Origin of the sequence: Amycolatopsis sp. cmx-8-4 (genome assembly GCF_046548675.1) — a bacterium.
Classification (GTDB): domain Bacteria; phylum Actinomycetota; class Actinomycetes; order Mycobacteriales; family Pseudonocardiaceae; genus Amycolatopsis.
In genome coordinates this window covers 120,101-135,668 of the sequence record NZ_JAEBDZ010000018.1, presented here as the reverse complement: position 1 = coordinate 135,668, position 15,568 = coordinate 120,101, and the positions used below count along the sequence as shown (strand labels likewise).

General features: G+C 68.5%; 10 protein-coding genes. 7 read left to right on the top strand and 3 right to left on the bottom strand.

Going from position 1 to position 15,568, the window contains the following annotated elements:
- The first annotated feature begins 56 nt into the window (after positions 1-56).
- The 4 genes from ACLJQZ_RS32415 to ACLJQZ_RS32400 are packed head-to-tail and all read left to right on the top strand — an operon-like array spanning position 57 to position 4,859.
- Positions 57-2,249: an ABC transporter permease gene (locus tag ACLJQZ_RS32415; RefSeq protein ID WP_410623635.1), complete on the top strand. Its 2,193-nt coding sequence runs from the start codon at positions 57-59 to the stop codon at positions 2,247-2,249.
- Between the two features lie 46 nt (positions 2,250-2,295).
- Positions 2,296-2,931 carry a TetR/AcrR family transcriptional regulator gene (locus tag ACLJQZ_RS32410; RefSeq protein ID WP_410623634.1) on the top strand — a complete coding sequence of 212 codons (636 nt, stop codon included), beginning with the start codon at positions 2,296-2,298 and terminating at the stop codon, positions 2,929-2,931.
- 39 nt (positions 2,932-2,970) lie between these two features.
- Complete coding sequence (locus tag ACLJQZ_RS32405) at positions 2,971-3,969, top strand: amidohydrolase family protein (RefSeq protein WP_410623633.1); 999 nt, start codon at positions 2,971-2,973, stop codon at positions 3,967-3,969.
- Between the two features lie 29 nt (positions 3,970-3,998).
- Complete coding sequence (locus tag ACLJQZ_RS32400; RefSeq protein WP_410623632.1) at positions 3,999-4,859, top strand: cyclase family protein; 861 nt, start codon at positions 3,999-4,001, stop codon at positions 4,857-4,859.
- 237 nt (positions 4,860-5,096) lie between these two features.
- Here the strand turns inward: ACLJQZ_RS32400 and ACLJQZ_RS32395 are convergent, their stop codons facing one another.
- Positions 5,097-5,939, bottom strand: a complete 843-nt coding sequence (locus ACLJQZ_RS32395; RefSeq protein ID WP_410623631.1) for a patatin-like phospholipase family protein — start codon at positions 5,937-5,939, stop codon at positions 5,097-5,099.
- Positions 5,936-6,862, bottom strand: a complete 927-nt coding sequence (locus ACLJQZ_RS32390) for an aldo/keto reductase (RefSeq protein ID WP_410623691.1) — start codon at positions 6,860-6,862, stop codon at positions 5,936-5,938. Before ACLJQZ_RS32390 ends, ACLJQZ_RS32395 begins: the two co-directional genes overlap by 4 nt.
- 606 nt (positions 6,863-7,468) lie before the next feature.
- Here ACLJQZ_RS32390 and ACLJQZ_RS32385 point away from each other — a divergent pair.
- Positions 7,469-7,609 (top strand): hypothetical protein, encoded by a 141-nt coding sequence (locus ACLJQZ_RS32385; RefSeq protein WP_410623630.1) that lies wholly within the window; start codon positions 7,469-7,471, stop codon positions 7,607-7,609.
- A 168-nt stretch (positions 7,610-7,777) separates the two neighbouring features.
- Here ACLJQZ_RS32385 and ACLJQZ_RS32380 read toward each other — a convergent pair whose 3' ends face one another.
- The gene (locus ACLJQZ_RS32380) at positions 7,778-8,407 is read right to left on the bottom strand and encodes a TetR/AcrR family transcriptional regulator (protein ID WP_410623629.1); all 630 of its coding nucleotides are present in this window, start codon (positions 8,405-8,407) and stop codon (positions 7,778-7,780) included.
- A gap of 815 nt (positions 8,408-9,222) precedes the next feature.
- Between ACLJQZ_RS32380 and ACLJQZ_RS32375 the strand changes: the two genes are divergently transcribed.
- Both ACLJQZ_RS32375 and ACLJQZ_RS32370 read left to right on the top strand, forming a co-directional pair.
- Positions 9,223-12,228, top strand: coding sequence for a lectin (locus ACLJQZ_RS32375; RefSeq protein WP_410623628.1), 3,006 nt, complete (start codon positions 9,223-9,225; stop codon positions 12,226-12,228).
- Positions 12,229-12,274: 46 nt separating this feature from the next.
- Positions 12,275-15,055: a ricin-type beta-trefoil lectin domain protein gene (locus tag ACLJQZ_RS32370; RefSeq protein WP_410623627.1), complete on the top strand. Its 2,781-nt coding sequence runs from the start codon at positions 12,275-12,277 to the stop codon at positions 15,053-15,055.
- Positions 15,056-15,568: the final 513 nt, after the last annotated feature.

Genomic DNA, 15,568 nt, shown 5'->3' with positions numbered 1-15,568 from the left:
TCCGGGGCGCAGGACCTGACAGTGCAGCGAGCGAACGCAGCGAGGAGAACAGGGTCATGAACGTCGCGACACCCGGGAAAGCCCCGGGTGAAACGCTGCCGAAGGTGGTGGGGGGTGGGCGTTGGCGGGTGCGGCTGCGGGGAGCGGTGGCTTTTCGCAACGTAGCTGCGTTGTACCTGCTGGCGGTCATGATCGTGGTGTTCTCGCTGTGGGTGCCCGATTCTTTCCTGACCGCCGGTACCTGGCGGTCGTTGCTGTCGGACCAGGCGATCACGTGCCTGGTCGCGGTGGGCTTGGTGGTACCGATTGCCGCAGGCGTGGTGGATCTGGCGATCGGGACCGAGGTCGGACTGGGCGCGATCGTGGTCGCCTGGCTGCTGATCGGGCACCTGCCCGTGGCGGTGGCAGTGGTGTTGTCGCTGGCGGCGGGAGCAGGGGTCGGGGTGTTCTCCTGGCTGATGATCACCCGCGCCAGGATCCCGTCGTTCATCGCCACCTTGGGCGTGTCCTCACTGCTGACCGCTGTGATCGCCTGGCTGTCCGGCAGCGAGCAGATCGTCGGCCTGCCCACCGGCTTCTCCCGGATCGCCACCGGCCAGTTCCTCGGCCTGGCCTACCCGTTCTGGATCATGATCGTCGTCTCCATCCTCCTGTGGTACGTCCTGGAACGCACCCCACTCGGCCGACGGATCTACGCCACCGGCGGCAATGTCGACGCGATGGGTGGATCCAGTGAGGCGGCGGCGCTGGCCGGCATCCGGACGTCGCGGATCATCCTGGGCGCGCTGATCACCGGCGGTGTGGTCGCGGCGGGAGCCGGGGTACTGGAAACCGCCCAGTTGTCAGCCGGGGACCCGACCATCGGACCGGGCTTCCTACTACCGGTGATCGCCGCGGTGTTCCTCGGCTCCACCCAGTTCCGCGGGGGGCGGTTCAACGTCTGGGGCACCGTCGTCGCCGCCTACGTCCTGGCCGTCGGCGTCAAGGGCCTCCAGCTGGCCGGCCTGCCGATCTGGACCCCCGACCTGTTCAACGGCGCAGCCCTCCTGATTGCCGTCGGCCTCGCCGCCTGGCGTCGCCCGGTCGGGACCCGCCGCGAGGCCGTCATGCGGCTCCTGCGCGGCAGCACCCCTGCGGCTTGGAGCCGACGGCGCATCCGCCGTGCCGACCTCGCCGCCCGCATCACCACGACCCGAGCCTCGGACGGCATCCCGCCGAAGGTGGTGGGTGGGCGTTGGCGGGTGCGGCTGCGGGGAGCGGTGGCTTTTCGCAACGTAGCTGCGTTGTATCTGCTGGCGGTCATGGTCGTGGTGTTCTCACTGTGGGTACCCGATTCTTTCCTGACCGCCGGTACCTGGCGGTCGTTGCTGTCGGACCAGGCAATCACCTGCCTGGTCGCGGTAGGTCTGGTGGTACCGATTGCCGCAGGCGTGGTGGATCTGGCGATCGGGACCGAGGTCGGACTGGGAGCGATCGTGGTCGCCTGGCTGCTGATCGGGCACCTGCCGACGCCGGTAGCGGTGCTGTTGTCGTTGGTGGCGGGAGCGGCGGTCGGGGTGTTCTCCTGGCTGATGATCACCCGCGCCAGGATCCCGTCGTTCATCGCTACTTTGGGTGTGTCTTCACTGCTGACCGCTGTGATCGCGTGGCTGTCGGGCAACGAGCAGATCGTCGGCTTGCCTGTGGGTTTCTCCCGGATCGCCACCGGCCAGTTCCTCGGCCTGGCCTACCCGTTCTGGATCATGATCGTCGTCTCCATCCTCCTGTGGTACGTCCTGGAACGCACCCCACTCGGCCGACGGATCTACGCCACCGGCGGCAATCCACACGCCGCCGCCCTCACCGGCGTGCGCACCTCCCGCGTCCTGCTCTATGCCCTGATCACCTCCGGGGTGGTCGCGGCAGGGGCCGGGTTGCTGGAGACCGCGCAGCTGTCGGCCGGAGACCCGACCATCGGACCAGGTTTCCTGCTACCGGTCATCGCCGCAGTATTTCTCGGCTCTACCCAGTTCCGAGGAGGGCGGTTCAACATCTGGGGCACCGTCGTGGCCGCCTACGTCCTGGCCGTCGGCGTCAAAGGCCTCCAGCTGGCCGGTTTGCCGATCTGGACCCCCGACCTGTTCAACGGCACAGCCCTCCTGCTCGCCGTCGGCCTCGCCGCTTGGCGGGGCACGCCTGCCTCGCGCAGGGCCGCGATCCTGCGGTTTCTGCGGATCCGGTCGGTCACCTCCGCGGATGGAGCGTCGTGAACGGCGCTCGGATGGTGGGCACCGATCCTCTCCGTAAGCTGCGGCAATGAGTTCACCACCTGCCAAAAACCGGCGCCAGTTGCAGGGCGACCGCTCGCGAGAGGACATCCTCGACGCGGCCAGCCAGCTGATGGCCGCCCGCGGCTACGACGGCACCAGCATCTCCGCGCTGGCCAGTGCCTCGGGACTGCCGGCCAGTTCCATCTACTGGCACTTCGGCTCGAAGGAAGGCGTCCTCAAGGCGGTGATGGAGCGGGGAGCGGCCCGCTTCGCGGCGGAGACGTCCCTGGACGACGTTCCTCGAGACGGGTCCTCGCGAGAGCGGGTGACCTGGGTGCTGCAGCGCGCCGCCCGGATCATCGAAGAGTCACCCGGGTTCCTGCGCCTGCAGACCATCCTGCTGCTCAGCGCACCGACCGGTGAGGCGAACGACGCCGTCGCCCGGCTGCGGCAGCAACAGCGCGAAGGATTGCGCGACGCACTGGCCCTCTGCTTCGCGGAGCCCGGGGGGCCGGCGGCCGTAGAGATCGCGGACCAGCTGGTCGATATCGCCGCGGCCACGTTCGAGGGCGCCTTCCTGGCCGCGCAGGCCGGCTCGACGGCGCACTCGGAGACGCTGGCCCAGCTCGCCGACGCGCTGATCCGGCTGGCTGAGGACCAGCAATCCCGCGCGGCACCCTGACCGCGCGGTTCTGGACGCGTTACCCCGAAGGAGATCATGGTGGCCCTTGTCGAACACGTGGCGACCCACACGCCGCCGGTACCGGAGCAGGTGCGCGGGCGGGAGCGCATCGACACCCACACCCATGTGGTGCCTCCCGAATACCTGACCTGGCTCAAGGAGAACCCCGACTACCAGGGGCCGTTGATCGACTGGAACGCGGAATCCACGCTGGCGGCCATGGACGCGATCGGCATCGGCACCGCGATCCTTTCGGTGCCCAATCCCAGCGTCCGCTGGGGGCCGAGTGACGACCCCGCGCAAGTACGCCGGCTGGCGCGCACGGTCAACGAGTTCTGCGGAGAGCTGGTGCGCGAGGATCCCGAACACTTCGGCTTCTTCGCGACGCTGGCGCTGCCCGACCTCGACGCTTCCATGGAGGAGGCCCGGTATGCGCTGGACGACCTGGGCGCCGACGGCGTCGTCCTGTTCGGCAACGTCGACGGCACCTACGTCGGCTCGCCGCGCTGGGATCCGCTGATGCAGTTGCTCGACGAGCGGGAAACGGTGCTCTTCATCCACCCCGCCGCTCTGCCGGGGCCGGGGGTCGAGGGGATCACCTCGGGTGTCGTCGACTTCCTGGCCGACAGCACCCGCGCGGCGGTGAACCTCGTCAAGCACGACTGTCCGCGCCGCTATCCCCGGCTGCGGGTCCTGCTCTCCCACGGCGGCGGCTACGTCCCTTACGCCGCCAACCGGATCGCCAGCATGATTTCCCGGGAGACCGACGAGGCCGACACAGTAGCCCAGCTGAAGACGTTCTATTACGACACAGCGCTGACTGGGAGCCCGTACACGCTGCCTTCGCTGCTGGCCTTCGCCGGAGCCGGGCACCTCACCTTCGGCTCCGACTGGCCTTACGAGTTCCGCCCGGAGCTGTCCCGCCAGTTCACCGAACGGCTCGACGCGTTCGAGCTGACCGACGAGCAGCGTTACGCTCTCAACCGCGGCAACGCCGAGCAGCTGTTCCCGCGCCTCGCGCCGGCACGTGCCTCGTGAACGATCAGCCGACCACCGCCTCAACGGAGATGCCGAGCAATTGGGGCCGTTGGGGGGAGCGTGACGAATACGGAACGCTGAACCTCATCACCGACCAGGCACGGGCCCGGGGCGCGGCGTCGGTCCGCACCGGGCGCGCGGTGTCGCTCGCCCACCCCGTCGCCGCGGTGCCCCTCGCCGGCGGCGGCCCGGTGCCGCACGGGCTTACCCCGATGCCGGCGCCGGTACAGCAGTTGCTCTACTTCACCGGGTCACCGGCGAGGGCCCTGTCGGACGTCCTCGTCGTGAACACCCACCACGTCGCGTTGACGCATGTCGACGCACTGGCGCACTTCCCGGTGGACGGTCAGGTCTACCCCGGTGTCGCGGTCGACGATGCGGCGGCTCAGGGCACCCTGCGGCACGGATCGACGACACCCTTCGCCGCCGGGATCACCACCGCGGGAATATTCCTCGACCTGGCGCCGGGCGGCCGGCTCGCGCCGGGCCACGAGGTGACGGCCGCGGATCTCGACACCGCCGCGCAGCAGGCCGGCGTTCGCGTCCGGTCCGGCGACGCACTGGTGGTGCGCGGCGGCTGGGTCGTCCACCGAGACCTGGCCGAACCGTTGCCGGCGATGACACTGGACGCGGTCCGGTGGATGGCCGAGCACGAGATCAGCGTGCTGGCCAGTGATATCGGCGACCTCCCGCCGGGCGCCGGGGCACCGCCGGTGCTGCACGGACTCGGCCTCGCGCGGCTGGGTCTGCCCCTGGTCGACAACGCGGACGTGTCCGCGCTGGCCGTCGCGTGCAGCGAACTGGGCCGCCATGACTTCCTGTTCACGCTGGGAGCGATGCCCGTCCACGGCGCCAGCGGAGTGCCGGTCAACCCTCTGGCGATCTTCTGAGGAAGGGCCGTCCCGCCGTCCCGCTCGGGGCTGGGCGCCGAGGGCCATCAGCACCGGACGCAGGCGTGCCCGGATGCGGACTCAGACGGCGGCGAAGGGCGCGGTCGGCTCCAGTGGCTCGCGGTGGCTCCCCGAGGCCGCGGCGGCCGAGCTCGAGCGGTGCGTCAGCGAGCTCGGTTCGTCGGCACGATTATCGGCGCCCAAGTGCCCAGAGCCGACACTCCACACGCTTCCAGCTCAGGCTTTCTTCCACTCGACCTTCAGACGGCGGCCCTGGGCACGCCCCGCCTCGGCGGCCGGTCCGCGCGTGGACGGGTCCAGCGCGTTCCCGCCGATCGCCCGGCGCGCCGCTTCGTCCGGCTCGACCACCGCGACCTCGGAACCATCCGCCCGCAGTTCCTCGACGGTTTGCGGCAACGGCTTCTCGCTCGGCAACAGTGATGCCGGTCCCTTCGGGGCAACCACCAAGACTCGGGACGCTCCGGCGGCGTAGTCGGCATTCGTATGGGAACGCACGCCGCCATCGACGTACCGGCGGCCTCCGATCGTCACGGGGGGCCACACGCCGGGCACGGCGCAACTCGCCGCGACGGCGTCGACCACGCTCACTCCGGAGGTACCGTCGAACACGCGCGGCTCACCGCTCTCGGCGTCCACCGCGACGATCTTCACCGCGCGTGCCGGCCACCGGTGGGACGGCAAGCGCGACTCGATCACCGCGCGTCGCTCGGCTTCCGGCACGGTGCCGGCCTCCAGCGCGAGCCGACCCACGGCGCGCCGGATCTCCAGCGCGGACGTGACATTCCGCGTAGCGACCGCCATCGCCGAACCGAGGATTGCCAGGTCCACCTCGACCATGATCTCGGCGGCCTGCAACTCGGGGTCGACTTGCCGGGCGTAGAGGTCCGCCAAGCTCAACCCACTCCCCAACTGCGCCGCGACGGTCGCGCCTGCCGAGGTCCCGACGATCAACTCGGCCCCGCTGACGTCCTGACCCGCCTCGACCAGCCCTGTCAGGAGGCCGGTCGTCCAGGCCACTCCTGCGACGCCTCCGCCTCCCAGCACCAGCGCTTCAGTCATGTCCTGTCCTGTCCGCGGCGACCACGGGTCGAGATGGCATCCAGGTCCGCGAGGGTTTTGTCGTCCAGTTCCACCGCTCCGGCGTCGACGTTCACCTGAAGATGCCCGGCGTCCGCGGTACCGGGGATGAGGAGGGTGTGCGGGGCGTGCCGCAGGATCCAGGCCAGACCGATCTGTGCGGGGGTGCAGCCGGCTGCCTGCGCGGCGGCGATCACGGCGGGCTCGTCGGTGACCTTCGGCAGGCCGGGTACGGCGCCGCCCAGCGGGAAGTAAGGCACCCAGGCGATGCCTTCGGCGAGGCAGAGTTCCAGCATCTCCTCGTCGTCACGAGCCACCAGGCTGTAGGCGTTCTGCACGCAAACCGGACCGACGGGCAGGGCGCGGCGCAGCACGTCCAGGCTGACGCTGCTGAGCCCGATGGCGCCGATCTTGCCCTCGTCGCGAAGGGCGGTCATCACGGCGAGCTGATCGTCGAGATCTACCACCTGGTCGCCGTCGGGGCGCAGGCCTGGGCCGGCGTCGGCGCGACGCAGGTTCACCGCGAGCTGGTCGATGCCGAGGCCGGCCAGGTTGGCCTCGACCTCTGCCCGCAGTTCCTCGGGACGCTGGGCGAGCCGCAGGGGTCGCGGACCGCCGGGGTTGGCCGTGGCTCCGACTTTGCTCACGACGGTGACACCGTCCTCGGGCCGTATCGCTTGGCGGATCAGCCCGTTGACGAAGCCGTCGCCGTAGAAGTTCGCGGTGTCGATGTGGTCCACGCCGAGTTCGACCGCGCGGCGGAGGATGGCCACGCCCGCGTCGCGGTCCGCGCGCAAGCGGGAGAGCTGCATCGCACCGTAGCCGATGCGCGACACCGTGCGGCCGGCCAACAGGCCGGAGCCCCCGGAGCGGGCGGACGCGGCCGAGGAATGAGGTGATGCCATGAAGAAGTCCTGCCGTGAGTGATTGTCGTAAAAGGATGACGAGGTAAGCAGAGAGGCTCTGGCCAAACCGCCCGCAGGACTGCAAAAAGGCCTGCATCTCGGACCGGAGCGTGGCCGCGACGCGCTTGAGCTCCCTATCATTCTATCTGTAACGTTCGTTTTATACGTTAGGCTTCAGCGCCGCCTACGTCAAGATCCGTCAGCGGGCGTGCCGCGTCGAAGTCGCGCTCAAGCCGCCGTCAACCGGGAGGCCGAAGGCCGCGCCGGATCCCATCGCGGTTCTCGCGGCTCACCGGCGGCTGTCACCGGACAACCGGGACCGCACACCGCTGCGCCCTATCGGCACGATGGTCATCGACGATCTCGCGATCCACGCCATTGACCTGCCGTGGCTGGTGACGTCAATTGGGTTCGATCTGGCGACCGCGCTGGACCGTGGCATGCTGCCGTTCCTGCCGAGTGACGGCGCGGTCGAGAACAACGGCGTCACCCACGACCTCTACCGCCAGATCGACGCCCGGCTGCACCCGACCCACCGGGTACGCGAGTGCGCGACGCTCAACGCGATGGTCCGGGCCGGGCTCGGGTGTCGGTCATCCCGGGCTGATGGCGTCGATGATCGGCCACCGGTTGGTGATCGTGCCCTTACGGCAAAAGGAGGAGCGCCGGCTCGCGCTGAGCGGACCACCGGCGGGCCCGTGGCACCCGGCGGTGGCGGCGATCGTCTTGGTGTCCGCGGCCGCCTGACCACTTCTGCCGGCCGGTCTCAGTGGCAAAGGGTCTTCAGCGTGAGCCGCGCCAGACGTCATCGCCACAGCAGAAGTGACGCGACCTTTGGGAGCATCGCCCACCGGAATACCCGCACGTTCCAGTTTGGCGCTGGATCGTCAGATGCCTCGACCCGGTGCGTCGGTGCTACACCAAGGGGGCCAGCAGGGAGCGGGCGAGTTGGGTGAGGTGGTCGGCCAGCTCGTCCGGGGAATCGGTCATGCCGCGGCTGAGCCAGTCGATGACGACTTCGCTCACGCCCGCGACGAGGGCCAGCAGGGTCCGCTCGAACCGTATCCGGTCGCGTTGCCGGCCGACTGCGCGGCGGATCAGCCGTCCGAAGACCTCGGCGTCGGTGCGCAGCAGGCCACGCCGTCGCAGTTCCATGCGCGGGGCGTTGATGTAGATGACCCGGGCTCGCCTCGGGTGTTCGTGCAGCAGGCCGACCAGGGCTTGCATCATCGGCCGCAGCAGCTCGTCGAGATCGTCGGCCCGTGCCGGCGCCGCCGCTGAGACGCCGGCCAGCAGCCAGTCGTTCTGTTCGCGGTGGACGGTGATCAGCAGATCCGCTCGGTCGGCGAAGTGCTCGTAAAAGTAGCGTTTCGCCACCTTCGCCTTCGCGCAGACATCGGCCACCGTCACGTCGTCGTAGCTGCGTGAGGCGAACAGCTCCAACGCCGCCTCGGTGATCCGGCTGCGCCGGTCGGCGGTGCGCTCCTGCCGCGACTGCCCGGCGTAGGTCTCCCCACGCCCCACCTTCCCCTCACCCTCGTCCATGTCCCCGTCCTCGCCGATCCGATGAGCAACCCTAACGCCCAATCGGATGTTCGCGCCGCTGAATACGGAACGTCAGCGTTCCAGACTCTTGTGCCGCGGCGAGGACTCCCTCATACTGCTGGTTCGAGTTCACTGATGAGCGCGCCTCGGAGACGACATGGCCCCGATGACCGTCGGCAGACCTTTCCGGTTCCACCGTCGACGGGGACAGCCTGGGCCAGGTCAGTCCTCCCGCCGCTGAGTTCGCGGCTTTCTTCGTCGAGGCCACCGGCCGCGCCGGTTTTGCGTTTTCTCGGCCGACTCGATCGCCGTGATATTAATTTACTCTCGAGCCGAATTTCCCTTCACCGCGACGCTCTTTTGACAGCCGTGGATTGCCGGCGTTTATTCGCGACGTCAGGGTGGCGTTCGAGAGCGTGCCGCCACGCGCTCCCGAGCGCAGGTTTAGTGCGCCCTGTTCACCGAGTCAGCACCAGCAGAAGGCCGCCTGTCGACTCGCATCAGGGGTTCCGTGCACAGATACACCAAGAGTTACACGACAAAGCACCGATTGGCGCAGCCTGTTGCATCCGTAAACGAGACCAATGACAGGACAGCATCACCGCACGATCTTGACTTTGCGGCGGCACGGCACTGTGCTGTTTATCACGGACGTTCGACAACGATGGCCATACCAGCTGCTGGAACGCCCGCGCACCACCGGCGCAAAGCCGGGTACATCCGTTGGGCTATTCAACGTCGGCCCCAGGGAAACACCCGGCTACTCCCCACAGCGTCGTTGCCCCGAACCGCGGCCTTTCGATCTTGGAGACGCAATGGGAAGACACTGGGGTCGTCTCTTCGTCCTGTCCTCACTCCTGCTCGGCTCGCTCACCGCCACAGCAGCCCCCACCGCCGCTGCCGCCACCGCGGTGGCGGATCCGGCGGCACTGGTCAACCCCTTCCTGGGCACGTCCCACGAAGGCAACACCTTCCCCGGCGCCGACGCGCCGTTCGGGATGGTGCAATGGAGTCCTGACACGCCTTCACGGCCGCCTGGGGGCAATTACGCCTACAGCGACAGCACCATCACCGGGTTCAGCTTGACGCACCTGTCGGGCCCGGGCTGCAACGCGATGGCCGATGTCCCGATCCTGCCGACCGTCGGCACCGTCGACGGCTCGGCGACAGCAGGCTTCTCCCACAGTTCGGAATCGGCGAGCGCGGGCGCCTACACCGTCTCCCTCGGAAACGGCGTCAAATCGGAGCTGACCGCGACGACCCGCACCGGCATGGCGCGCTTCACGTTCCCGGTGACCGGCCAGGCCAACCTACTGTTCAAGCTGGGCGCAGCCGCCACCTCGACCACCGGCATCAACTTCACCGCGGTCAGCCCGACCGAAGTCCGCGGATCGGTGACCTCCGGGCACTTCTGTGCCTCGAGCCCTACCTACACCCTCTACTTCACCATGCTCTTCGACCGGCCATTCGCCTCGAACGGCACGTTCACCAACGGCGGTTCGGTCACCTTCGACGCCTCGGCGAACCGGGTCGTGCAGGCGAAGGTCGGCCTGTCCTACGTCTCGGCCGACGGCGCGCGGGCCAACCTCACGGGGGAGAACACCGGCTGGGACTTCACCGGCACCCGGCAGTCCACCAAGGACTCCTGGAACGCGTTGCTGCGCCGGGTCCAGATCTCCGGTGGGAGCACCGACCAGCAGACGGTGTTCTACACCGCGCTCTACCACGCGCTGCTGCACCCCAACGTGGTCAGCGACGTCGACGGCCGCTACCGGGGCTTCGACCACCAGGTGCACACGGTCTCCGGCGGCCAGGGCGCGCAGTACGGCAACTTCTCCGGCTGGGACATCTACCGCTCGCAAGCGCAGCTGATGGCCCTCGTGACGCCACGGCAAGCCGGTGACAGCGCCCAGTCGCTGGTCAACGACTACGCCCAGGGTGGCACGCTGCCGAAGTGGTCGCTTAACGAATACGACACCTACGTGATGAACGGCGACTCCGCGCCCAGCATCATCGCCGACTACTACGCCTTCGGCGGCCGCAACTTCGACACCGCGGCGGCCAAGAAAGCCATGGTGGCGCAAGGGACCGTCCCCAACGCGATCCGGACGGGGCTGGAGTACCTGTCCAACTACGGCTACCTACCCTCGGACGCCCAGTACCCGTACGGGTTCTACGGTTCGGTCGCGACACTGTTGGAGTACTCCACGACGGACTTCGCGATCGGCGCGTTCGCCGGGGCGCTGGGCGACACCGCGACGAAAAGCCAGTTCGTCAACCGGGCGCAGAACTGGCGCAACGGCCTGAACCCGGCCACTGGCTTCATGCAGCCGAAGCTGAAGAACGGGGCGTGGCGTGGCGGTTTCGACCCTGCCAGCGGTGACCAGTTCGTCGAAGGCACGTCGTGGCAGTACACCGGCATGGTCCCGTTCAACGTCCGCGGCCTGGCCGACGCGATGGGCGGCACCGCGAAGCTGACCGGTTACCTCGACAGCGTTCTGTCGGACCTGCACGGCGCGGGCGGGACGCACGCCGACCTCGGCAACGAGCCCTCGATCGAACTGCCGTGGGAGTACGCCTACCTCGGACAGCCGTGGAGGACGCAGCGGATCGTCCGGCAGGTCCAGAACCAGATGTGGCCGAACTCGCCGGCGAACTGGAGCGTCGGCAACGACGACCTCGGGACGATGAGCGCCTGGTACGTGTGGTCGGCGATGGGCCTGTTCCCGATGACGCCGGGCACCTCGGACCTGGTCATCGGCGGCCCTCTGTTCCCCTCGGTCGCCATCACCCTCGCCAACGGCGCGACGATGACCGTCAACGCTCCCCAGGCCTCGGCCGACGCGCCCTATGTGCAGAGCGCCACCCTCAACGGCGCGACGTGGAACAACGCCTTTGTGCCGCCCGGTTTCGCGACCAACGGCGGCACGCTGAACCTGACGCTGGGTACGAGCGCCAACACGTCGTGGGCCAGCGGCGCGTCGTCGGCGCCGCCGTCCTACGGGGGTGATGGCGGTGCGCAGCCGCCGGCCACGGTCATCGGCCCGACCGGTCCCATCACCTCGGGGATCGCCGGGAAGTGCCTCGACGACGCGGGCGGCAGCAGCGCCAACGGCACCCACGCCCAGGTCTACGACTGCAACGGCACGGCCGCGCAGCGCTGGACCGTGCCTGGTGACGGCACCGTGATGCTGTTCGGCAAGTGTCTCGACATCAACGCCGGCGGCACCGCGAACAACACCCCGGTTCAGCTCTGGGACTGCAACCTGAGCAACGGGCAGCAATGGGTCTCCCAGCCCGGCACTGGTGCGCTGCGCAACCCGGCATCGGGGCGCTGCCTCGACGATCCCGGGGCGAGCACCGCCAACGGGACGCAGCTGGTGATCTGGGACTGCACCGGTGCCGCCAACCAGCGCTGGACTTTGCCGAAGACCCGGACCGGAGCCGTCAGCTCCGTCGGCGCGGGCAAGTGCCTGGACGACAACACCGCCGCCACGACCAATGGGAACCGGATCCAGATCTGGACCTGCAACGGCTCTTCGGCCCAGTCGGTCCACATCTCCGGCGACGGGACGCTGCGCCTGTACAACCGCTGTGTGGACGTCACCGGCGGCGGCACCGCCAACGGCACCGCGGTCGTGCTGTGGGACTGCACCGGCGGCGCCAACCAACAGTGGGCACCCACGAACGGAACGCTGGTGAACCCAGCATCCGGCAAGTGCCTCGACGATCCCGGCACCAGCACGACCGACGGCACGCAACTGGTCATCTGGGACTGCACCGGTGGCACCAACCAGCAGTGGACCCTGCCGTCGTCCTGAGCACCCTTCTGTCCCTCCCCCGATGAAGTTCTGAAGGAGATCTTTCATGCGTCCGCAACGCCGCGGCTCCACGCTCCGCCGGCTCCTCTTTCTGCTCCTGTCCACCCTGCTCGCCACCGCGACACTGGTGGTGACCGCCGCACCCGCCGGCGCGGCCACCACGATCGCGGTCAACGGCGGCAGCACCGGCCGTACCTTCGACGGTGTCGGTGCGATCAGCGGCGGTGGCGGGAACTCCCGCCTGCTGATCGACTACCCACCCGCCCAACGAGCACAGATCCTCGACTATCTGTTCAAACCCGGCTACGGCGCCGCCGTGCAGCTGCTGAAACTGGAGATCGGCGGCGACGCGAACTCCACCGACGGCTCCGAACCGAGCCACCAGCACGTGCGCGGCGACATCAACTGCAACGCGGGCTACGAATTCTGGCTCGGTGAGCAGGCCGTTGCCCGCAACCCCGGCATCAAGCTGGTGGCGCTGCCCTGGGCCGCGCCGGGCTGGATCGGCGGCGGGAACTTCTGGTCCCAGGACATGATCGACTACGACATCTCCTGGCTCGACTGCGCGAAGCAGCACGGCCTGACGATCGGCTACCTCGGCGGCTGGAACGAACGCGGCCACGACAAGACCTGGTATAAGAACCTGCGTGCGGCGCTGAACTCCCGCGGCTACGGTTCCGTGCAGATCGTCGGCGACGACAGCGGCTGGAACACCGCCGACGACATGCTCTCCGACAGCGGCTTCAACGCCGCGGTCGGCGTGGTCGGCTCGCACTACCCGTGCGGTTACCTCTCCGACGCGACCAACTGCTCCTCGACCGCGAACGCCGTCGCCACCGGGAAACCCCTCTGGGCCAGCGAGTTCGGCTCACAGGACTTCAACGCCGGCTCGGCCGCCTACATCCGCACCATCACCCGCGGCTACCTCGACGGGCAGATGACCGGCTTCATGAACTGGCCACTGATCGCCGCGCTGTACTCGAACCTGCCCTACAACACCGTCGGGCTGGCGACGGCGAACACTCCATGGTCGGGCACCTACGCACTCGGCAAGAACCTTTGGGCCAACGCGCAGGTGGCCCAGTTCACCCAGCCCGGCTGGAAATTCCTCACCGGCTCGGCCAGCGGCTACCTCGGCGGCAACCGCGCCAACGGCAGCTACATCTCCCTCAAGTCCACCAACAACACCGACTACTCGACGATCTACGAGACCACCAGCGCCACAGCCGCCCAGACCGTCAACGTCACCGCCTCGGGCGGGCTGAACACCGGCACCGTGCACGTCTGGTCCACCGACTTCGGGTCGTCGAACCCCGCCGACTACTTCGTCAAGCAGGCTGACATTTCTCCGGCATCGGGGACGTATTCCCTGACCCTGCAGCCGAACCGGATCTACACGGTCACCACGACCACCGGCCAGGGCAAGGGCACCGCGGCCAGTCCCCCGGCCGGCAACCTGGGCCTGCCCTACTCCGACAACTTCGACGGCTACAGCTCCCGCAGCGCCGCGAAGTACTTCTCCGACATGCAGGGCTCGTACGAGGTCCGTCCGTGCGCGGCCGGCCGCGGCGGGCAGTGCCTGCAGCAGGTCGCCCCGGTCCGGCCGATCAACTGGCAGGACGACAGCGACGCCTTCACCCTCGTCGGTGATCCACAGTGGAGCAACTACACGGTCAGCACCGACGTCGACATGCAGCAGGCCGGCACCGTGACCCTGCTCGGGCGGGCCAACACCCAGAACCGGCCGCAGAGCCACCAAGCCGCATACCAGCTGCGGATCGCCGACACCGGCGCCTGGTCCATCGCGAAGAACAGCAGCGGCGGCGTCCTCACCACCCTCACCTCCGGCTCCCACGCGGCACTGGGACTCAACACCTGGCACAACGTCAAGCTCGGCTTCAGCGGCAACCAGATCACCGCGACCCTCGACGGCGCCACACTCGGCACCGTCGCCGACACGGCGTTCACCACCGGCCTCGTCGGCGTCGGGGTCGTCGGCTACCAGACGAACCAGTTCGACAACTTCAGCGTCACTCCGAACCCGGACGGCAACTTCGGCGGGATCCTCAAAGGCCAGGAGTCGGGGCTGTGCGCCGACGTTCCCGCGGCGAGCCAGGCCAACGGCACCGCCGTCGCGCTGTGGGACTGCACCGGCGGCGCCAACCAGAGCTGGACCGCGACACCCGCCAAACAACTGATGGTCTACGGCACCAAGTGCCTCGACGCTCGCGCCGGCGGCACCGCCGACGGAACTCCGGTTCAGATCTACGACTGCAACAACACCCCCGCCCAGCAGTGGACGGTCAACTCCGACGGTTCAGTCGTCAACACGGGATCGGGTAAGTGCCTCGACGCGACCGGGCACGGCACGGTCAACGGAACGGCTCTGGTTCTCTGGGGCTGCAACGGCGGAGCGAACCAGAAGTGGGCCCGCGCCGACACCGTCGGCATCCTCAAAGCCTCGGAGTCGGGCAAGTGCGCCGACGTCCCCGCGGCGAACCAGGCCAACGGCACCATCCCAGCACTGTGGGACTGCAACAACGGCAACAACCAGGCCTGGACATCGACCACGACCAACCAGCTCAAGGTGTTCGACACCAAGTGCCTCGAGACCGCCGGCGGTGGCACCGCCGACGGGACCACGGTCCAGATCTACGACTGCAACGGGACCGCCACGCAACAGTGGCGTGTCCAAGCCAGTGGCGCGGTCGTCAACGTCGGATCCGGCAAGTGCCTCGACGTGACCGGCCACGGCACCGCCAACGGAACCCCGTTCGTCATCTGGACGTGCAACGGCGCGGCCAACCAGAAGTGGTCGCGTAGCTAGCGACCACGCTCGCCTCGCCACGGCGGGAACGGCGCAACACCGCCGCTCCCGCCGTGGTCACGGTCGCGCCCGGAAACCGCTCTTCGGAGCCTTTCGCCTTTCGTTCACCACAGCTGATTCCTGTTCCAGGACAACGTTTGTCAGATCTGGACCAGATGCACGGTGGCGATTGACACCGTTGGCAGGCGGGGTGAAACTAACTTGGAAAGCGCTCTCCCACCTTCACTTCCTCGCTTTCACCCCCGATGCCGACCGGAAGGCTTTCGAGCCCGCGTCGCCTCGGGACCTGAACCGAAACTAGAACCACTCGAGCCGGTCGACGACCGGGCGCCTCGACCGACAACGTTGTCGAGCTTGGAGATCTCCATGCAAACACATCGCCGTGTCACTGCCCGGCGCCTGCTCCTGACCGCCTGCTGCCTTGCCTTGACCGCTTCGACGGCACCCGGTGTGGTTTCCGCTTCCACTCTGGAGGGACCGCCACAGATCGCTCGATCCGCCTCCGCCGCGGCG